This window comes from Lentzea nigeriaca, assembly GCF_016907955.1.
In the GTDB taxonomy this organism is placed as follows: domain Bacteria; phylum Actinomycetota; class Actinomycetes; order Mycobacteriales; family Pseudonocardiaceae; genus Lentzea; species Lentzea nigeriaca.
Genome location: NZ_JAFBCX010000023.1, coordinates 1 through 19,573 on the forward strand (window position 1 = coordinate 1; position 19,573 = coordinate 19,573).

At 69.6% G+C, this 19,573-nt stretch carries 16 protein-coding genes and 1 riboswitch; of the genes, 7 read left to right on the top strand and 9 right to left on the bottom strand.

The window, feature by feature from the left end; translation table 11 throughout:
• Positions 1-222 precede the first annotated feature (222 nt).
• The gene (locus JOD27_RS40610; RefSeq protein WP_204767706.1) at positions 223-609 is read right to left on the bottom strand and encodes a nuclear transport factor 2 family protein; all 387 of its coding nucleotides are present in this window, start codon (positions 607-609) and stop codon (positions 223-225) included.
• A 55-nt stretch (positions 610-664) separates the two neighbouring features.
• Between JOD27_RS40610 and JOD27_RS40615 the strand changes: the two genes are divergently transcribed.
• The gene (locus JOD27_RS40615; protein WP_204767707.1) at positions 665-1,237 is read left to right on the top strand and encodes a PadR family transcriptional regulator; all 573 of its coding nucleotides are present in this window, start codon (positions 665-667) and stop codon (positions 1,235-1,237) included.
• A 15-nt stretch (positions 1,238-1,252) separates the two neighbouring features.
• Positions 1,253-1,561, top strand: a complete 309-nt coding sequence (locus tag JOD27_RS40620; protein ID WP_204767708.1) for a hypothetical protein — start codon at positions 1,253-1,255, stop codon at positions 1,559-1,561.
• Here JOD27_RS40620 and JOD27_RS40625 read toward each other — a convergent pair.
• Positions 1,515-1,949: a GNAT family N-acetyltransferase gene (locus JOD27_RS40625; protein WP_204767709.1), complete on the bottom strand. Its 435-nt coding sequence runs from the start codon at positions 1,947-1,949 to the stop codon at positions 1,515-1,517. The two genes, JOD27_RS40620 and JOD27_RS40625, sit on opposite strands and share 47 nt — an antisense overlap.
• A gap of 73 nt (positions 1,950-2,022) precedes the next feature.
• Here JOD27_RS40625 and JOD27_RS40630 point away from each other — a divergent pair, with 73 nt between their 5' ends.
• The 4 genes from JOD27_RS40630 (at position 2,023) to JOD27_RS40645 (ending at position 6,415) form a co-directional block, all read left to right on the top strand.
• Positions 2,023-2,535 (top strand): hypothetical protein, encoded by a 513-nt coding sequence (locus JOD27_RS40630; protein WP_204767710.1) that lies wholly within the window; start codon positions 2,023-2,025, stop codon positions 2,533-2,535.
• A gap of 61 nt (positions 2,536-2,596) precedes the next feature.
• Positions 2,597-3,889: a PepSY-associated TM helix domain-containing protein gene (locus JOD27_RS40635; RefSeq protein ID WP_204767711.1), complete on the top strand. Its 1,293-nt coding sequence runs from the start codon at positions 2,597-2,599 to the stop codon at positions 3,887-3,889.
• A 133-nt stretch (positions 3,890-4,022) separates the two neighbouring features.
• Entirely contained in the window at positions 4,023-5,030 is a 1,008-nt protein-coding gene (locus JOD27_RS40640) for a YbaB/EbfC family nucleoid-associated protein (protein ID WP_204767712.1), read from the top strand.
• A gap of 53 nt (positions 5,031-5,083) precedes the next feature.
• Positions 5,084-6,415, top strand: coding sequence for a M28 family peptidase (locus JOD27_RS40645; RefSeq protein ID WP_239571270.1), 1,332 nt, complete (start codon positions 5,084-5,086; stop codon positions 6,413-6,415).
• Between the two features lie 177 nt (positions 6,416-6,592).
• On the opposite strand, the gene JOD27_RS40650 is transcribed toward JOD27_RS40645, so the two are convergent.
• The 7 genes from JOD27_RS40650 to JOD27_RS40680 all read right to left on the bottom strand — a co-directional run bounded on the left by JOD27_RS40650 (position 6,593) and on the right by JOD27_RS40680 (position 15,779).
• Positions 6,593-7,576 carry an alpha/beta fold hydrolase gene (locus JOD27_RS40650; protein WP_204767713.1) on the bottom strand — a complete coding sequence of 328 codons (984 nt, stop codon included), beginning with the start codon at positions 7,574-7,576 and terminating at the stop codon, positions 6,593-6,595.
• Positions 7,577-7,616: 40 nt separating this feature from the next.
• On the bottom strand, positions 7,617-10,109 hold the full coding sequence (locus tag JOD27_RS40655; RefSeq protein WP_204767714.1) for a helix-turn-helix transcriptional regulator: 2,493 nt from the start codon (positions 10,107-10,109) through the stop codon (positions 7,617-7,619).
• 35 nt (positions 10,110-10,144) lie between these two features.
• Positions 10,145-11,029, bottom strand: coding sequence for a DUF5829 family protein (locus JOD27_RS40660; protein WP_204767715.1), 885 nt, complete (start codon positions 11,027-11,029; stop codon positions 10,145-10,147).
• Positions 11,030-11,051: 22 nt separating this feature from the next.
• Complete coding sequence (locus JOD27_RS40665; RefSeq protein WP_204767716.1) at positions 11,052-11,750, bottom strand: MerR family transcriptional regulator; 699 nt, start codon at positions 11,748-11,750, stop codon at positions 11,052-11,054.
• Positions 11,751-11,757: 7 nt separating this feature from the next.
• Positions 11,758-13,062, bottom strand: coding sequence for a serine hydrolase domain-containing protein (locus tag JOD27_RS40670; RefSeq protein WP_204767717.1), 1,305 nt, complete (start codon positions 13,060-13,062; stop codon positions 11,758-11,760).
• Positions 13,063-13,097: 35 nt separating this feature from the next.
• Positions 13,098-14,747: a HEAT repeat domain-containing protein gene (locus JOD27_RS40675; RefSeq protein ID WP_204767718.1), complete on the bottom strand. Its 1,650-nt coding sequence runs from the start codon at positions 14,745-14,747 to the stop codon at positions 13,098-13,100.
• Positions 14,748-14,948: 201 nt separating this feature from the next.
• Positions 14,949-15,779: a patatin-like phospholipase family protein gene (locus JOD27_RS40680; protein WP_307830613.1), complete on the bottom strand. Its 831-nt coding sequence runs from the start codon at positions 15,777-15,779 to the stop codon at positions 14,949-14,951.
• Between the two features lie 64 nt (positions 15,780-15,843).
• Positions 15,844-15,924, top strand: a riboswitch (S-adenosyl-L-homocysteine riboswitch).
• A gap of 13 nt (positions 15,925-15,937) precedes the next feature.
• Here JOD27_RS40680 and metH point away from each other — a divergent pair.
• On the top strand, positions 15,938-19,510 hold the full coding sequence (gene metH / locus JOD27_RS40685) for a methionine synthase (protein WP_204767720.1): 3,573 nt from the start codon (positions 15,938-15,940) through the stop codon (positions 19,508-19,510).
• Positions 19,511-19,573 lie beyond the last annotated feature (63 nt).

Consider the following 19,573-nt stretch of genomic DNA (forward strand, 5'->3'; position numbering starts at 1 on the left):
AAACCAGGCCGACCCATCGCAACCTCCCAGATCAGAGGGGTGTTGCGACGACCCATTGACGCCAAGACGTTTGCGTCAGCATTTCTCTACCGCCATCTCGGCAGCGGACGTGCATGAGAGCGCGACCATCCGGGCTTTCGGAGACGAGCACCAGACCGCCCAGCCCCCGGCCCGACTCAACGGAGCACAACTAAGCCGCGACGCTCCACTAGTGGCGTCGGGTCACGCCATTTGTGCTTCTGCCTTGATCTGCTCGAACTGCGCGCCCATCGCCTCGGACAGGGCCTGGGCGGCGGAAAGGGGCCGCACCATCACGGTGAACTCGTCGATCAGCCCGTCCGCGTCGAGGTGCAGGAAGTCGCAGCCCTGGATCTCCTTGCCGCCGACCTCGGCGCGGAACACCAGCGCGTGGTTCCGGCCGTCGACGATCTCCCGTTCGTAGCGGAAGTTCTCGAACACCCGCAGCACACCGCGCAGGATCGCGGCGGTCAGGGGCTTGCCGGGGTACGGGGCGAACGCGACAGGGCTGGTGAACACCACATTGTCCGCGAGGCAGGCCTCCATCGCGTCGGTGTCCCGTGCCTCGACGGCTGCTCGAAACGCCTTCATCTCGACCCCAAATACTCAACTTGTTGACTAGGTCGCCAGACCGTAACCTGCGAGTATGTCGCTGCGCAACGCCGTGATGGCGGTCCTGCTCGACGGGGAGGCGTCCGGCTACGACCTGGCCAAGGCGTTCGACGCCTCCGTGGCCAACTTCTGGATGTGCACGCCGCAGCAGCTCTACCGAGAGCTCGACCGGATGGAGGCCGACGACCTCATTCGGGCCCGCACGGTCGAACAGGAACGCCGCCCGAACAAGCGGCTGTTCTCCCTCACGCCGCGAGGCCTGGAGGCGCTGGCGGAGTTCACCGCCGAACCGCACAAGCCCACCGCGATTCGCGACGAGCTGATGGTCGCGGTGATGGCGGCGGATGCCGGTGACGTCGAGAAGGTCAAGGCGTCGCTGAGAGAACGCAGGCAGTGGGCCGAGGCGAAGATCGGGCGGTACGAGCGCATCAAGGCCAAACTGCTCGACGGCCGCACCGAAGAGGAGTTCCTCACCACCGCCGAACGCGTCGGGCCCTACCTGACCTTGTTGCGCGGCTTGTCGTTCGAGCGGGACAACGTGCGCTGGTGTGCGCGCTGCCTCACGGTCCTGGAGCGGCGTGGTGCGCGGCTCGACGCGTCCCCGTGAGGTTCAATCAGGCCCATGAACGGCATTTCGGTGTTGCAGGAGGCTCTCAGCGCGCCCGCGGAAGAGGCGCGCAACCGGTTCGCGGGACGGCTCAACGGCTACCTCGAGGGGTCCGACGTCGTGCACGCCGTGCGCATGCAGGGCTGGCTCGGGCTGGAGGTGCCCGGCCCTGGTTGCCACGTCGGCACGGGCAGCTGGGACTTCACCCGTTTCAAACCGACGACCTCACCGGTCTCGTGCGGGCGCTGCCGCAGCGCGGGACTGCTCACCAGCTCGTTCACGGGTGGCCCTCACCAGCAGACGCTCGATCTGGAAGGGATCTGATGGCGGCGCGGTTGCGCAGCATCATGCCGGTCCACGCCGTCATGCCGAGGCGTTCGTAGAAGGTCTTCAGCTCTTCGTCGCAGATCAGGTCCACGGAGTACATGTGCTCCGCCTCGGCCAGGATCCGGCGCATCAGCTCGGTGCCGACGCCCTGGTCCTGGAACTCCGGACGCACCTCCAGCCACGGGATGAACGCCGTGAGCACGCCGTCGCTGATCATGTTCACGAAACCGATGACGGTGTCATCCGACCGCGCGATCACGACGCGATAGCTGCCGCGCAGCACGGCGAGGTGCTGGGCAGGCGAGGGCGGTGTGGGCCAGCCCACGAAGAAGCCGGCCAGATCGTCCTCGGTGAGATCACTGACGCCGGTGTTGTACGAGATCACAGCGCTATTGAACCGTTTCCGCGGAACTTCCGTAGGGCTGGATTTGATCGTTCCGACAGCTAAGCTCCTGTTCGTGCCCCTGCCGACAGCCCCTCTGCGCCGTGCGCGCTGTGCTGCTGTTGGCGTTGTCACCGGGGCGCTGGCCGTTTTCGCGCACACGTCGGCGGACGGTCACCTGCCCGACTCGGGTCTGGTCTTCTCGCTCGTCGCACTGCTGACGTGGGCGTGTTCCGGCTTCGCGCGGCGCGAGCTCACGCCCGGCCGGCTGCTGGTGCTGATGGGCGGCGGCCAGCTGGCGACGCACCTCGTGCTGTCGCTCGCGTCGTCCCGGCACGAGCACGAACCCGACCCGTCGCGGATGGTCGCCGCGCACGTCGTGGCCACCGCGCTGACCGTGGCCGTCCTCGCGGTCGCCGAACGCACCGTGCTGATGGTCGCCCGCGCCCTCGCGTCGGTCCTCCCGCGCAGGCTCACTCCCCTGCCCGCCTCGGCACCCCTGGTCGTCGCCACACCGCGGGTCGTTCCCGCCGAGGTCGTCTTCCTGGACGTGCTGTCGTGGCGCGGTCCTCCGGCTGAACAGGTCTGAAACCCCCTTCACAGGGCCGTCCCCAGGCGGTCCTGCACCTGTTCACGCCCATTGGAGCCTCATGACCACCACCTCAGCTCCGCCGCGCACTTCGTTCGCGTGGCGGGGACTCTTCCTGCGCCTGCACTTCTACGCCGGTGTCCTCGTCGGCCCGTTCGTCCTGGTCGCCGCGCTGACCGGCGTCCTGTACGCCCTGACGCCGCAACTGGAGTCGTGGGTCTATTCCGATCAGCTACGCGTTCCCGTTTCCTCCCAGCAACTCCCGCTGTCCCAGCAGATCGATGCCGCTCTCGCGACGTCGCCGCAGGGCACGGTCGTCGCGGTGCGGCCGGCGCCCGAACCCGGTGACACGACTCGGGTGCTGTTCTCAGAGAAAGGCCTCGGCGAGTCCGAACGCCGTGCGGTGTTCGTCGACCCAGGCACTGGCCGTGTCACCGGTGACCTCGTCGCCTACGGCACGAGCGGCGTGCTGCCGTTGCGCATGACGCTGAGCCAGCTGCACCGCAACCTGATGCTCGGCGAACCGGGCCGCCTCTACAGCGAGCTCGCCGCCTCGTGGCTCTGGGTGGTGGCGCTGGGCGGTCTCGTCCTGTGGATCACCAGGCCGCGCAACAGCAAGCGCATCCGCACGCACGGCCTGATCGGCGTGTGGGTGCTGGTCGGCGCGTTGTTCCTGTCCGCGACGGGCCTCACGTGGTCGGCCTACGCCGGGGAGAACGTCTCCACGCTGCGCCAGGCGTTCGGCTGGGCCACGCCGTCGTTGAAGATGCCCAGCGGTGGCGGCGGTGACCACGCCGAGCACGGCGAGCACAGCTCGTCCGGCAACGGTCACAGCGACATCGACACGGTGCTCTGGGCGGCCAGAACCTCGGGAATCGACGCCAGACCCGTCGAGATCGGCCTGCCGGCCACGCCCGGCGGCGCGTGGAAGGTGACAGAGATCGGCCGCAGCTGGCCCACCCAGGTCGACGCGGTGGCGATCCAGGACGGCGCGGTGGTCAGCTCGGTGAAGTTCGCCGACTACCCGTTGGCCGCGAAGCTGACCAGGTGGGGCATCGACGCGCACATGGGCGCGCTGTTCGGCTGGCCCAACCAGCTGGTGTTGCTGCTGATCGGCGGTGGGCTCGTCGCGCTGGTCGTGCTCGGCTACCGGATGTGGTGGAGGCGCAGGCCCACGAAGGGCTTCGGCCGTCCGACGCCGCGCGGGCAGTGGCGCAAGGCTCCGCCCGTGGCGTTGATCGGGCTTGGGGTCGGCGCGCTGGCCGTGGGCTGGTTCGTGCCATTGCTCGGCATCAGCCTCGTGTTGTTCTTCGCGATCGATCTGCTGCTCGGAAGGCGGGCGAAAACGGCCTGACTCGATCGTCCACAGTGGACAGGCTTGCCTGAGCTGGGCTTTTACGGCATTCTTACGTCCTGGAGTGCCGGGAAGCCTGGTCGGCCCGCGCGTCACACCTGGTGACGGCGGCGAGCTGACGAAAGGCGCGCCGATGACACTCATCCCGCATGCCATTCCCCTGATCAACGATCCCGAGGTCGTGCACGCGCTGGCCGCGCGGTGGCGGCGCACCAGGACGTTGCTGCTGCTCTCCGCAGGTGTGCTGCCCGTCACGATCGGCGTCGTCTGTGTCGTGCTCGCCGTGCTGACCTCGGCAGGGCAGCGGATCATGCCGTGGTGGTCGGCGATTCCGGCCGTCGCGGCCGCCGCGTGTGCGTGGGCGCTGCTGACGTGGTTGCGCGGCAACGGGTTGAGCGACCCGCACTCGTGGTTACCCGCCACCACCCTGATGACCGGCGCGCAGCTGGTCCTCGGGGTGGTGCCGGGCTCCGGCATCGCGCTGCGGCTCAGCCCCGGCGCGGCGCTCGCGGTGAAGGCGTTGTGCGCGGCCGGTGTGCTCGGCGCCGGCTCGGCCTGTTCGCTGGCACGGCTGGCCAGGCGTTCGCTGCTCACGGCTCCCGTCCTGGAGCTGGGATCGACGGCGTTCCCGCTCGTGCTGAACGGTCCGGGAGCGCGCGTGGTGATCAGCACCGACCGCATCGACTGGACGAGCAGGCGCGGAACGCGGGTGGACGCCGGGGTGCCCTTCGCGCGGATCGAGCACGTGACGGCGGAAGCGAGCAATGTCGTGCTGCACACGGCGTCGGGCTCGTGGACGGTTCCGGTGTCCGACCCGGCGACCGCACTCGCGCTGCTGCGCCGCCGTCTCGCGTGGTGGGAAGAGCGCCGCACGGCCGCCGTCGAACAGGAGCGCCGCCGGTACGACGACCTGCTCCAGTTGCTCGCGGCGGTCAGCGGCGAGTCGACGCGCGGCGGCGTCACCGTGACCGTGGACTCGAACGGCGTGACCACCGGCATCTCGCTCAGCCCTGCCGTTCGCGGCCTCGACCCCGACGTGCTGGCCGCGCGTCTGATGGCGTGCGTCGACGGAGCACGGTCGGATGCCCGGCGTCAAGTGCAGGACCTCGTTCTGGAGCACGCCGAGAAAGCCAGCCAGTAGTCGGTTGTCGCCCGCCTCCCGCCCTGCCTACGTTCGCCGGGGAACATCAGGAGATGGGGGACGACATGCGCAGACGTGACTTCCTCGCCGCGGCGGCCGGGGTCGCCGCCGTGGTGGCCAACCCCGCGAGCGCGCTCGCGGCCACCGGACAGCGACCGGGCGCGACGGGCCTGCCCGACCTGAACCTCGGCGATTTCCCCGTCGTGGCACGGGTTCGAGCCCGCAAGGCGCTGGAACACCTGAAGGTGCTGAGCAACGAGATCGGCCCGCGGATCGGTGGCACCGAGTCCGAGCACCGGGCCCGCGACTACCTCGTGCGAGAGCTGAAGTCGTTGCGGTACCAGGTGACGACGCAGCCGTTCACCGTGCCGGACAAGTACCTCGCCGAGATCAACTCGACGTGGCAGGCGGGAGCGTCGCGGTTCGGCGCGCTCGGAGCAACGGTCACGGCGCCGTTCGTCGAGGTGACCGACGGCCAACTACCGGACCTGACCGGCAAAATCGCCTTGTACGTCAACGCTCCCGCGGGCTCGGCGCCGACGCACGCGGCGATCGAGCGCGGCGCGGTGGCGGTGATCCTCGGCCGGATCTCCGCCACCACCGCCAAGTCCAGCGCGTTCTCACCGACGCTCGACCGCAACGTCACCGTGCCCGTGATCGGCCTCGCCCAGGTGCACACCGAGAAGCTGCGCGCCCAGGGCTCCGGCCAGCTGACGATCAGCACCACGCACCACCCGAACCTCACTTCCTACAACGTGATCGCCGAGCGGCCGTCGACGTTCCCGTGGCGGGACAACGGTGTTGTGATGGTGACCGCGCACTACGACAGCGTGCCGGGGTCGCCGGGCGCCAACGACGACGGCAGTGGCACGGTGCTGTGCCTGGAGCTGGCGCGAGTGCTGCGTCACCTGCCGACGCACAAGGCGATCCGGTTCGCGTTGTGGGGTTCGGAGGAACAGGGTCTGCTCGGGTCGCGGCACTACGTCTCGCAGCTGCCCGCCGAGGAGATCGCGCGGATCAAGGGCGTGTTCCAGAACGACATGGTCGCCACGAGCCACGATCCGGCGACGGCGTACTGGCTGCTGTCGGTGGACGGCGCGGACAACGCCACGACCGCGGAGGTCCGGGCGGCGGCGCAGCGACTCGGCTACGACCCGCGGGTGCACGGCCCGGTGGCGCGCGGGTCGAGCGACCACGTGCCGTTCCACGAGAAGGGCATGGCGTCGGCGAACTTCAGCTGGCGCGGCGAGGGTGGACCGGCGCAGCTGGAGCCGATCTACCACACGCCGGAGGACACGATTCGCGACAACGTCAGCCTGGAGCGGTTGCAGGTGTCGTTGGAGCTGATCGGTGCGGCGGCCTACCGGCTCGCCTGTCAGCGCTAGCGCCGGAAATCCGTAGCAGAAGTCCAGTCTTGTTTCTTTTTGGCACGCGGGGGCCTTTCGTCCGCTCCAAGAGTACGAAAGCTCCCCGCGTACTTTTCAGCACCGGCGTGGCGTGGCAGGACACGCCGGGTAGTGAGGAACGACTTCGTTGCCGGATCTCCGGCGCAGGACACTGGACTAGACGCTCACGTCGAGAACGGCGCGGGTGAACGCCTCCGGCGCCTCCTGCGGCACGTTGTGCCCGATGCCGTCGAGGATCCGGTGCTCGTAGGGCCCGGTGAACCGGTCGCGGTAGCCGGCGCCGCTTTTGTTGGGCCCGTCGAAGTCGCTGGCGATCGTGATCGTCGGCACGCTGACCACGGGCCTGGTCTGCAGCTTGCGCTCGAGCCCGTCGTAGCGGTGCTCGCCCTCCGCGAGCTGCAGGCGCCAGCGGTAGTTGTGGATGACGATCGCGACGTGGTCGGGGTTCTTCCACGCCGTGGCGCTCCTGGCGTAGGTGGCGTCGTCGAAGTTCCACTGCGGCGACGCGAGCTTCCAGATCAGCTTGTTGAACTCGGAGGTGTTCCGGGTGTAGCCCTTCACGCCACGGTCGGTGGCGAAGTAGTACTGGTACCACCAGCCCAGCTCGGCCTGCGGGCTCAGCGGTTCCTGGTTGGCGACGAGGTTGACGATCAGGTAGCCGCTGACCGACACCAGCGCCTCCACCCGCTCGGGCCACAGCGCGGCGGTGATGCACGCCGTCCGCGCGCCCCAGTCGAAGCCGCCCAGCGTCGCCTGGCGGATCTTGAGGGCGTCCATGAACGCGATGACGTCGGCGGCCAGTGCGGACTGCTGGCCGTTGCGCATCGTGTGCGCGTACAGGAACCGCGTGGAGCCGTAGCCTCGCAGGTACGGGATGAGCACCCGGTGGCCCTTCGCGGCGAGGGCGGGCGCGACGTCGACGTAGCTGTGGATGTCGTACGGCCAGCCGTGCAGCAGGATCGTGACGGGTCCGTCGGCCGGGCCGAGCTCGGCGTACCCGATGTTCAGCAGACCGGCCCTGACCTGCTTGATCGCGCCCCACGCCGGGGCGCTGACCGATGCCTTCGCGGTTCCTGCGACGAGGGGTACCGCCATGCCCGCCACGGCCAGTGCCTGGGAGAACTGTCGCCTGCTGATCATGGCTTCGACCATAGGGACGGTGTTGGCGACCTCGCGACCGTCACATGACGGTGTCGGCGTACGTCATCAACGCTTCCTTCAGCTCGGACCGTGCCGTCACGCCGAGTTTGGGGAAGATCCGGTGCAGATGCGTGCTGACGGTGCGGTGTGACAGGTGCAGCCGCTCGCCGATCTCCTTGTTCGTCAGCCCGTCCGCGGCCATGCGCGCGATGGTCAGCTCGTGTTCGGTCAGGTCGCCGTTGCCGTTGCGGGATTCACCGGACGCCCTCAGCTCCTCACGGGCGCGTTCCGCCCAGCCCCTGGTGCCGAACGCCTCGAACGCCTCCGCTGCCGCCTTGAGGTGGGGCCTCGCCTGGACCGCCCGGCGTTGCCTGCGCAGCCAGGCGCCGAACGCGAGCTGGACGCGGGCCCGGTCCCAGCGCGAGCTCTTCGTTTCCAGCGCTGCCGTGAACAGGGTTTCGTCCTCTTCCAGGAGGGCGCGCGCATACCTCAGGCCGGCGGCGAGGGCCGGTGAGCTGGTGGCGGTGTCGAGCTCCTCGACGATCTTGCAGGCCTCATCCGCGTTGCCGCTGCGGGTGGCGGCTTCGACCAGTTCCGGCAGCACGTACCGGCGCAACGCCAGCTGGTAGGCGGGATCGGCGGGGTCGTGGATGCGGCGGACGGCGGCGAACGCGTCGGCGTAGCGGCCTTCCCCCAGCGCGGCGAGGCTTCTGGCGAGCTGCACGGTGGCGAGGACGGGACGGGCGCCCGCGGCGAGGCCGATCCGTTCGGCTTCGGCGGCTTTCGTGGCCGCTTCGTCGTAGTCGCCTTTGAGGGCGGCGATCTCGGCCTGCACGGCGGCGGCCAGGCCGCGCATGAAGGGCTGCCGGGTCTCCTCGGCGAGTGCGGCGGCTTCCTCCGCCGCGGGTTCGGCGGCGGCGATGTCACCCAGGCGGGTCCGGCTCCAGGCTTCGACGGCCAGGGCCCTCGTCAGGAGTCCGAACTGGCCCTGGGCGCGCAGACCTCGTTGTGCGGCAACGGAAAAGCGCACCGACTCCTCGAACGCACCGACCTGCAGGGCCGCACTGCCGAGCAGGCGGCACGTCGCCGGATCGTCCGGCGTCCCCGAGCGGAGCGCCGCGATCACCGCATCACCTTGCTCCACCGGGCTCACGTACGCGGCCATCGCCACCATGTGCGGATCAGCGGGGTCGACCGGCAACCTCGCCGCCACCGAGGAGATCCGTTGCCTGGCAGCCGTTCCCGGCTCGACCCAGAAGCACCGCATCGCGACGCTCCAGAAGATCCGCAGCCCCAGCTCGGCATCGCCGTCGCCCACCACGGCCTCGGCCAGCCCGGCCAGCTCGCCCGGTCCCGCGGTGCCTTCTCCCACCCCGTCGTCGAACGCGCTGGGCAGCCACGTCACCAACGCCCGCTCCCGCGGCGTGAGGTCCAGCCCGCGCACCTCCAGCAGGATCCTCTCGACGTCGTCACGGCTGCCCGCCTCCGCCGCCAGCTCGGCGGCCCGCAGCAGCCGGCCCGCCCGCTCGCCACCGTCGCCCAGCCGCGCTGCCCGTTCGAGTGCACGGATCGCGGCCGCCGCGCCACCACGCCGAAGTGCGCGGTCCGCGGTCTGTTCCAGCAGGTACGCCACGGTCTCGTCGGTGCCGGTGACCGCGTTGGCCAGGTGCCACGCCCGCCGGTCGGGCTCGTCGGTGGCGGCAAGCCGTTGGTGCGCCTCCCGGCGTTCGTCTGCGCTCGCCGCCTGCACGATCGCCGACCTGATCAGCGGGTGCCGGAACTCGCCGTCGCGGTCGACCAGTCTGGCCTCGACCGCCGGCACCAGGTCGCCGGCCGGTGTTCCGCCGAGTGCGGTCATGAGCAACGCCAGCCGCACGTCGGCGGGCAACGTCGCGGCGCGGGCGGCGAACGTCTCCTCCAGGGACGTGCCGCCGAAGGGGAGTTCGGTGAGCGCCAACGGGTTTCCGGCGGCCTGGGCGAGCAGCCACTCCCGGCGTTCGGCGTCCAGATCGGGCGCGACGACGGTGAGCAGAGCGTGGGCGGCGCCGGGGGTCAACGGTTCCAAGGCGAGCACCGGCACGCCCGCGAACACCGGTGTCCTGGCGGCGACGACCAGCGTCGCCCCGGACAGCCGGCGTGCCACGAAACCCAGGACGTCCTGGCTCGCCTGGTCCAGCCAGTGCGCGTCGTCGACCAGGACGACGGCCTTGGCGGCGGTCAGGAGATCGAGCGCGGCCAGGCCGACGAGGTGGACCGACGGCGCGGTGCCGTCGGCGAGCCCGAAGACGACCTCCAGCGCGGTGCGCCGCACACTGGACAAAGTGGACAGATCGAGGAACGGGTGCAGCACCTGGTGCAGCCCGGAGTACGGCAGGTCCTGTTCGGCCTCGACACCGACGACCACGTGGCCGTCGAGCGACCGCAGCAGCGCGGACTTGCCGACGCCGGGCTCGCCGACGACCAGCAGCGATCCACCCGACGCCACCAGTGCGGCCAGCCGTTCCTGCTCCCGCTCACGTCCGACCAGCGACACAGCACCCCGTTCGTCGACCCGTCCTGACCAGGGTGTCAGAAAGCCCAGACCGCGTGCGCGCCCGGCCCCACGACCAGCCTCGAGTTCCCGAGCACCTCCAGGTGCGGCGACACGGCGCGGTTCAGCGAGAACTCCACCCGCTTGAGCCCCGTCTGCCCCATCGCCACCTCGTCGAACCGGATCGTCGTGCCTCCCCGTGTCGCGACGACACCACCCGGTTCGGTCCGCACCGAGAAACCACCGGCGCGCAGCAACGGCGTGGTGGCGGCCAGGTCGCGCGCGGTCACCGCGATCCGGATCAGGCTGATGTCGCGCATCAGCCTGTCCTTGTAGCGGTCGGGCAGGTAGCGGTCACGGCTGACGTCACCGGGAAAGCGCGCGGGACCGGTCTGGCCGCGCGGATCGGCGAAGTACTCGTCGCGGTACTCCATCGCCCAGGCGCCGAACCTGTCGTACTGCTCGGCCAGGTACAGCGCGTCGAACCACGGCACGGGCTTGTGGTCGCCGAAGTCGCGGGTCTGCAGGAACTCGAACGGCGTCCGGCCGGCGGCGACGAGCCGCGACTTCACCGTGTCGATGTCACCGTCGCGTTCGGTCGAGAGCCCGAGCCCGGCAGACCCCAGCTCGCCGTCCTGACCGGGAACGTCGCCCACCCCGAAGAGCTCCAGGTAGGTCTCCCGGCCGCGCAGGTAGCGGCCGGTCCACACCTTGCCGTCGGCGCCGGTCGTGGTGCGGACCTCGAAGTCGGCGAACTCCCTGAGGTAGGAGGAGTGTTCGATCGCGTCGGCCGTGGCGCGGTCGAACGTTCCCCAGGAGTGGTTGTAGTACAACAGCTGTCGCTCCGCGGCCTGCGCCGGCCCGGCACCGGCCACGATCAGCAGAACGGTCAAGATCACGCTGAACAAGCGTCGATTCCCCATGAAACGATCCTAGGACGGGGGCTCACTGGAACGACGCCATTCGGTTCCACGCCGGAGACGACGCACCGGCCGCCTCCATCGCCAGCGCCGTGATCTCGGGGTCCGCCAACGGCATCGGCGGCCGCGTCGACATCCACGCGGCTGCCCGCTTCGCCAGCGCGGGCAGCCGCGGATCGTCCGGCGCCCAGTCGAAGGCCTCGTCGTAGGCGAGGTAGATCTGCCGGAACTCGGGATCCGCCAACGCCTCGGCCTTGTCCGCGAGCCACACCGCCGCCTCGTCCGGCGCCACGGTCTGCATGAGCACCCAGATGTCGCGTTCCATCCGCACGCCCCGCTCGCTCACGCCGATCTCGCTCAGCCGCTCCAGCATCGCCGCGGCTTCGGCGGACACGAACAACTCGTTGCCCGCCTTCAACCGCACCACCCGTTCCCGCGCGAGCCGGATCTCCTCCTCACGGCGGCGGAGCGCCTCGTCGATCTCGGTGATCGACGAGGCGAACTCCTCCTCCCCCGCCGCAAGGAGTTCCCTGACGCGGGCGAGCGGCACCCCGGCCTCGGCGAGCGTGCGGATCTTGACCAGGTCGATCGCGTCCTGCGCGCTGTACCGCCGATATCCCGAGTGATCACGCTCGGGTTCCGGCAGCAGCCCCACCTTGTGGTAGTGCCGGACCGCCTTGATCGTGACGCCCGCGTACCGGGCGAGCTGGCCGATCGTGATCATTGCGCCATCATTTCACCCGGCCGAACATGCGACCGGCGAGATCGACCCCGACGATCGCACCGCTGTCGTCGCGGGTGAAGAACCCGCGCTGCCCGGTGAACGCGCCGTCCGTGATCACGTACTCGTCGTCGGGCAGCAACCCCATCGGGAACGGCGCGTGGTCGGCCGGCAGCTCCATCTCGGCGGACTCCCGGATCTCCGGCCGGATCAGCACTTCCAGCACCAGCCCGCTGCCGGTGTCGTCGATCGTCATGACCATGGCGTCGTTGTCGTAGTTTCCCGCGACCTCTCGCGCGGCTTCCGCGTTGTACGGCAACGGCTCCGGATCCCGGTCCACCACACCGATGTAGTGCTCCAACGCACGGCGCACCATCGCCTGGTTGAACGGAATCCCGTCCGGCCCCTGGTTCGCGATCGACACCACCGCGAAGTTCAGTGACGGCACGATCAGCAGCTCGGCGAACTGCCCGTTGGACGAACCGCCGTGCCCGATCGCGGCCACCCCGTCGATCTCGCGCAGGAACCAGCAGACGCCGATCGCGTCACCGAGGTTGCTGCCGCGCAACACCGCCGTCGGCCGACGCATCGCGGCGAGATCCACACCGGCACCGTCACCGAGGTGAAAACGCGCCCACGCGAGGAGATCCGCGACCGAGGCCGCGATGCCACCGCCGGGGTTGTTGGCCCGCCAGTGCCGCCAAGGCCGCGCGATTTCACCCTTCTCGTGCCCGACGGCGAACCGGCGCGTCATCACCGCGTCCCGGTCGAAGTGCGTGTTGCCCAACCCCAGCGGCTCCAGCAGCAACGACGTCACGGCCTGCTCGTAGGTCTGCCCGGTGACGTTCTCGATGATCCGCCCGGCGAGGTTGTACCCGGACTGGCTGTAGGAAGGCCGTTCGCCGACCTCCCCGACCAGCTTCAGCGTGGCGAGCTCCGCCACGTGCCGCTGCAGCGCGTCGTCACCCTCGCCGGTGTCGGCCAGCGTGCCCCAGTCGAGCCCGGACGTGTGGTTGAGCAGCTGCCGCACGGTGAACTCGCGGCCGTCGGCGAGCCTCAGCTCCGGCACGTACTCGCGGACCGGCGCGTCCAGCGAGACCCTGCCCTGCGCAACCAGCTTCATGATCGCGGTCGCGGTGTAGGTCTTGGTGACCGAGCCGAGCAGGAAGAGCGTGTCCACGTTGACCGGCAACGGGTTCTCGACGCTCGTGACGCCGTGGCAGAAGAAGTGCTCCTGTCCGTCGTGGAAGACGCCGACGGCGGCGCCGGGGATGTCGAAGCGGGCGGCGGCCTCTGCGATGAAGTCGTTGTTCATGGCAGTAACCCTCGAACCTTGACCCTGGGTCAAGGTCAAGCGTGTGATTCGATGCGCTTGATCGCGATCTTGGCGGCCGCCCTGACCCGTGGATCGGGGTCGGCGAGCAAGCGGCGGACGTGCTCGGCGCCCGCGGGATCGCGCAGGCGGCCGTAGGCCTCCGCGGCACGGGCCCGCACCATCGCGTCGGCGTGCCCGGTCGCCTGCTCCAGCCGACCGTGGCTCCACTCCGGCTTGTGGCCGAGCAACCACACATAGGCACGCACGATCCGTGGATCGAACGAGGGATACCACTGCTGGGCACCTTCGATGCGGGCGAGGCCACGTCCCGCCGCATAGCGAACCGCCTTGTCGTCGTGGTGCTCGAACAGATGCCACAGCGTCGGCAACGCGCGAGGATCACCGATGCGGGCCAGCGCGTCGGCCGCCCCTGCGGCGTGCCGGGTGTCGCAGAGGCGGATCAGCTGGGTCACCGCACGACCGTCGCCCCGCCGGGCGAGCACCCGCGCCGCCCGGTCCCGCACCAGCACACTCGGGTCGTCGCACGCCGTGATCGCCACGTCGACGACGTCGTCGCCGCCGATCCGATCGAGCGCTCGCAGGGCGTGGTCCCGCACGTCCGGGTTGCGGTGTCCGGCCAGCTCGACCAGCGTCGGCACCGCTTCGGCGGACCCGATCTTGCCCAGGGCCTCGATCTGCGGGACCGGGATCTGTGCGGTCCGTGCGCTCTCGCACAACGGCCGAACCGCCTCGACGATCCGGAGCTCCCCCAGCGCGAACGAGGCTTCGTACGACCACATCGGGTCGGGCAGCGCTTCGATCAGCCGGGGAACGAGTTCTGCCGCGTGCCGGAACAACCAGGCGCGGTCGTTGCGCCACGGCACGTCCAGCGGGCTGACCACCCACTCCTCCAAGGCGGCTTCCGCGTGCGGCCCGCCGATCGAGGCCAGCCGGGCTCGTGCGCTGGGGCGAACCCAGCGCCACCGCGGTTCCGGCCTGAGCATGACGGTGCGCAGGACCTCGATCTCGTGCTCGTCCCCCGCGCCGTCCAGTGCCTCGATCGCGGCGTTGGCAGCCAACGGGGCGCCCTCGGAGATCTTGCGCAGCAGACGTTCCCGGTCCAGCCGTCCGGCTCGGCGAGCGGCCAGCACCGCGATGTAGGTCTCCCAGTCGTCGTCGGAGTCCCACCACAGTTCGGCCAGCTCCGCCACCGCCGGGGTGTTCAGGTCGATCGGCCTGGCGAACAGGTCGCTGAGGGCTCGTCTGGCCTCGACGTCGCGCCGTTGCGCGTAATCGGTGAGCAACTGCGGCAGCATGCCCACGTCCATCAGCACCACGGGTTGCCATGAGCTCTTGAAGGGGGCGACGGCCTCCAGCGCCTCGTGCACGAGGACGGCGTCGGGGACCCGTCGCACCTTCGCGGGCGACGGCTTCGACCAGCCGGGCTCCGGCTGCAACGCCTCCACCGCACGGAGAACGCGCGGATGGATGCCCAGGCGGGCCAGGTCCACCCCGGTCGAGGGAACGGCGTGCAACCACGCCGCCTGCACGGCCACCCAGCCGCCACCCCGCTCCTCGACGGCGCGAGCGAGGCGTTCCAGCTGATCCGAGAACAGCTCACCGCTGCCGGTGAGCTGCCCTCGGTGTGCACGCCTCGCGATCCGGCGCGCCTTCGCGATCCCCATCACGTCATTGAACAGGACTCACGGAATCCAGTGGTTCCCGCTTACCGTGATCATCACCGACAGCTGGATGCTCGCGCCGAATTACGCGTTCTGTCGATCGGTGTGTTCAGCATCCTGTTCCACAACGCGCCGCTGTCGATCTGCGAGCCGTCCGGGTTGTAACCGACGATGATCCTGCTCGGGTCGCTACTGCGCGTTCGGTCAGCTCCACACCTCCCGAACCGCTTCGACGACCGAGGCGGCCTGCGCGCGGCCCGCTTCCGCGGCCGGCTTGCGGCGGGCCGGGTCCAGCAGATTCGGCCCTATCGCCGCCAGAGCGGCCTGGTCGGGGCTCACGACGACCGACGGCACGCCCAGCTTGGCCGCCTGCGCCTGAGGCGTCGCGGCGGCGCTCGCGGCCCTGGTCAACGGCGCCACGACCACGACTCGTGAGCACCCGGCGGCGAGATCGACGTTGGCCGCCGACCGCATCCCGCCGTCCATGTACCGGTGGCCGTCGATCGTCACGGGCGGCCACACCAGCGGCACCGCGCAGCTCGACGCGACCGCCTTCACCAGCGGCACCCCGCTGTCCCGGTCGAACGCGACGAACCTGCCGTCCGCGGTGTCGACAGCGGTCACCTTCAGCGCGCGGTCCGGCCAGTCCTGAATGGACAGTCGGTGCGCGAACACCTCGAGCCGCGACTCCTCCGACGGCGTCCGGGCTTTCACCGCGGCACGACCCAGCCGCGCGCGCTTCTGGGCGGGAGTTCCCGGCATCACGTAGGAAAGCACGTAGCGGACCAGCATCCACCTGGTCAGCCGGGCCGGAATCTCCCCGTCGGGCGGCAACAACTGACTCGCGTACAGGTCGCTCACCGAGACACCACCGGCCAGCTGCGTCGCCACCACCGACCCGGCGGACGTCCCCACTAACAGGTCCGCCTCCGCGAGGTCGACTCCCGCTTCCGCGAGCCCCTGAAGAATCCCTGTCTCCCAAGCGATCCCGGTGACGCCACCGCCGCCCAGCACCAACGCGCGCTTCTCTGTCACGAGGTCCATCCTAAGAAGTGAGACAGGTTCCTGAACCATGGTCACCCTTGGTAGCCTGGAACGCGAGGCCGAGAAGCGCTGCAACGGGCCCATGTGCCCGCCACGCTCGGTTTCGCACCACCACGAACAAGGGCGCTTCCGACCTTTCGGGAGCGCGCGTGGATGGTCTCAAGTCCCTGCTGAACCAGCGGATCGCCGTGCTCGACGGCGCCTGGGGCACCATGTTCCAGCAGGCAGAACTCGCTCCCTCCGACTACCGCGGTCCCGAGTTCGCCGACCACCACATGGACGTCACGGGCGACCCGGACCTGCTCAACCTCACGCGGCCGGACCTGGTGCTCGACGTGCACCGGCAGTACCTCGCGGCGGGCGCGGACATCACGACCACCAACACGTTCACCGCCACGTCCATCGGCCAGGCCGACTACGGCCTCCAGCACCGCGTCCACGACATGAACGTCGCTGGAGCGCGGCTCGCGCGGCAGGCCACGGACGAGTTCGGCGGGAAGTACGTGGCCGGGTCGGTCGGGCCGCTCAACGTGACGCTGTCCCTGTCCCCCAAGGTCGAGGACCCCGCGTTCCGCGCCGTCACGTTCGACGAGGTCAAGGCCTCCTACGCCGAGCAGATCGCCGCGCTGCACGAGGGCGGCGTCGACCTGCTGCTCATCGAGACGATCTTCGACACGCTGAACGCCAAGGCCGCCATCACGGCCGCCCAGGAGGTCGCTCCCGACCTGCCGCTGTGGATCTCGGTGACGATCGTCGACCTGTCCGGCCGCACGCTGTCGGGCCAGACGGTCGAGGCGTTCTGGAACTCCGTCGAACACGCGAAGCCGCTGGTCGTCGGCGTCAACTGCTCGCTCGGTGCCGAGGAGATGCGCCCGCACGTCACGGACCTGGCGCGGCTCGCGGACACCTACGTCGCCTGCCACCCGAACGCCGGCCTGCCCAACGCCTTCGGCGGCTACGACCAGACGCCGGACGAGACCGCCACGCTGCTGCAGGACTTCTCCGGCAAGGGCATCGTCAACATCGTCGGCGGCTGCTGCGGCACCACTCCCGCGCACATCAGGGCGATCGCGGAGGCGGTGCGCGACACCACCCCGCGCGAGGTGGTGAAGTCCCGCAACACCACCAGGTTCAGCGGCCTGGAGACGTTCGAGATCGGCGCCGACACCGGCTTCGTGATGATCGGTGAGCGCACCAACGTCACCGGCTCAGCGAAGTTCCGCAGGCTGATCGAGGCCGACGACCACCAGGCGGCGCTCGCGGTGGCGCTCGACCAGGTGCGCGGCGGCGCGAACCTGCTGGACGTCAACATGGACGCCGACCTGCTCGACGGCGAGCAGGCGATGACGACGTTCCTGAACCTGATCGCGACCGAGCCGGAGATCGCCCGCATCCCGGTGATGATCGACAGCTCGCGCTGGGGTGTGCTGCAGGCGGGCCTCAAGTGCGTGCAGGGCAAGGGTGTCGTCAACTCGATCAGCCTCAAGGAGGGCGAGGGCCCGTTCCTCGAGCAGGCGCGCACGATCCGCGAGTACGGCGCGGGTGTGGTCGTGATGGCGTTCGACGAGCAGGGCCAGGCCGACACGACAGAGCGCAAGGTCGAGATCTGCGCCCGCGCGTACGACCTGCTGACGCGGGAGGTCGGTTTCCCGGCAGAGGACATCATCTTCGACCCGAACGTGCTCGCCGTCGCCACCGGCATCGAGGAGCACAACGGCTACGCCAAGGCGTTCATCGACGCGTTGCCGCTGATCAAGCAGCGCTGTCCGGGCGCACGCACCAGCGGCGGCATCTCGAACCTGTCGTTCTCGTTCCGCGGCAACGACGTCGTCCGCGAGGCCATGCACTCGGCGTTTCTGTTCCACGCCGTCAAGGCCGGTCTGGACATGGGCATCGTCAACGCCGGCCAGCTCGTCGTCTACCAGGACATCCAGCCGGAGCTGCTGGAACTGGTCGAGGACGTCATCTTCAACCGCCGCGAGGACGCCACCGACCGGCTCGTCGCGCACGCCGAGACCGTCAAGGGCCCCGGCCAGAAGCGGGTCGTGGACCTGTCGTGGCGCGAGGCCCCGGTCGCCAAGCGGCTGGAGCACGCGATCCTGCACGGCGTCGTCGACTTCATCGAAGAGGACACCGAGGAAGCCCGCCTCGCCCTCCCGCGAGCGCTCGACGTGATCGAGGGTCCGCTGATGGACGGCATGAAGGTCGTCGGCGACCTGTTCGGCGCGGGCAAGATGTTCCTGCCCCAGGTGGTGAAGAGCGCCCGCGTGATGAAACGCGCGGTCGCGTACCTGGAGCCGTTCATGGACGCGGAGCCCAAGTCGACGGCCGGCGGCAACGGCAAGGTCGTGCTCGCCACGGTCAAGGGCGACGTGCACGACATCGGCAAGAACATCGTCGGCGTGGTGCTGGGGTGCAACAACTACGAGGTGATCGACCTCGGCGTGATGGTGCCGGCCGCGCAGATCCTCGACACCGCGATCCGCGAGCACGCCGACGTCATCGGCCTGTCCGGGCTGATCACGCCGTCGCTCGACGAGATGGTCTCGGTCGCGGAGGAGATGCAGCGGCGCGGCATGAAGCTGCCGCTGCTGATCGGCGGCGCCACCACGTCCCGCCAGCACACCGCCGTGAAGATCGCCCCGGTCTACGACGAGCCGGTCATCCACGTGCTCGACGCGTCACGGGTCGTCGGCGTCGTCTCCGACCTGCTCGACGACCGGCGCGGACACGAGCTCAACATCGCGAACCGGGCAGAGCAGGCACGGCTGCGGGAACAGCACGAAAACCGCAAGCAGCTGCCGTTGCTGAGCCTGGAAGCCGCGCGCGCGAACGCGGAAAAGGTCGATTTCGCCGAATTGCCGACGCCCGCATTCACCGGCACGCGTGTGATGTCGCCCTCGTTGACGGAACTGCGCGAGTTCATCGACTGGACGTTCCTGTTCCTCGCCTGGGAGCTCAAAGGCAAGTTCCCCGCGATCCTCGACCAGCCGGTCGCCCGCGAGCTGTTCGACGACGCGACCGCGTTGCTGGACGAAATCATCGAGAAGGGCCTGTTCGAGGCAAAGGGCGTGTACGGGTTCTGGCCCGCGCATTCCGCCGGTGACGACATCCAGCTCGACAACGGTGTGCTGATCCCGATGCTGCGCCAGCAGACGCAGAAGCAGGTGTCGCGCCCGAACCGCTCGTTGTCGGATTACGTGGCGCCACAAGGAGATCACATCGGCGGTTTCGCCGTGACGATCCTGGGGGCCGAGAAGCTGGCGGCGGAGTACGAGGCCAAGCACGACGACTACCGGGCCATCATGGTGAAAGCGCTGGCCGACCGGCTCGCCGAGGCGTTCGCCGAGTGGATCCACCTGCGGGCCCGCCGCGACTGGTTCGAGCCGGACGCCGAGCCGCTGCTCGAGGACCTGCACGCGGAACGGTTCCGCGGCATCCGGCCCGCGCTCGGCTACCCGGCCTGCCCTGACCACACGGTCAAGCGTGAACTGTTCGACCTGCTCGGGGCGGAGGAAATCGGCGTCGGGCTCACCGAGTCGTTCGCGATGACCCCGGCGGCGAGCGTGAGCGGCCTGATCTTCCAGCACCCGGACGCGAAGTACTTCACCGTCGGGCGTCTCGGCCGCGACCAGGTCGTGGACTACGCACGCCGGTATGGCAAGTCCGTCGCCGAGGTCGAGCAGTGGTTGCGCCCCAACCTGGGTTACGAGCCGTCCTGACGGTTCGGTAACGTGAAAGCGCTTCCCGGTGTTGGGAGGCGTCATCCCGATTTGGCACCAGCC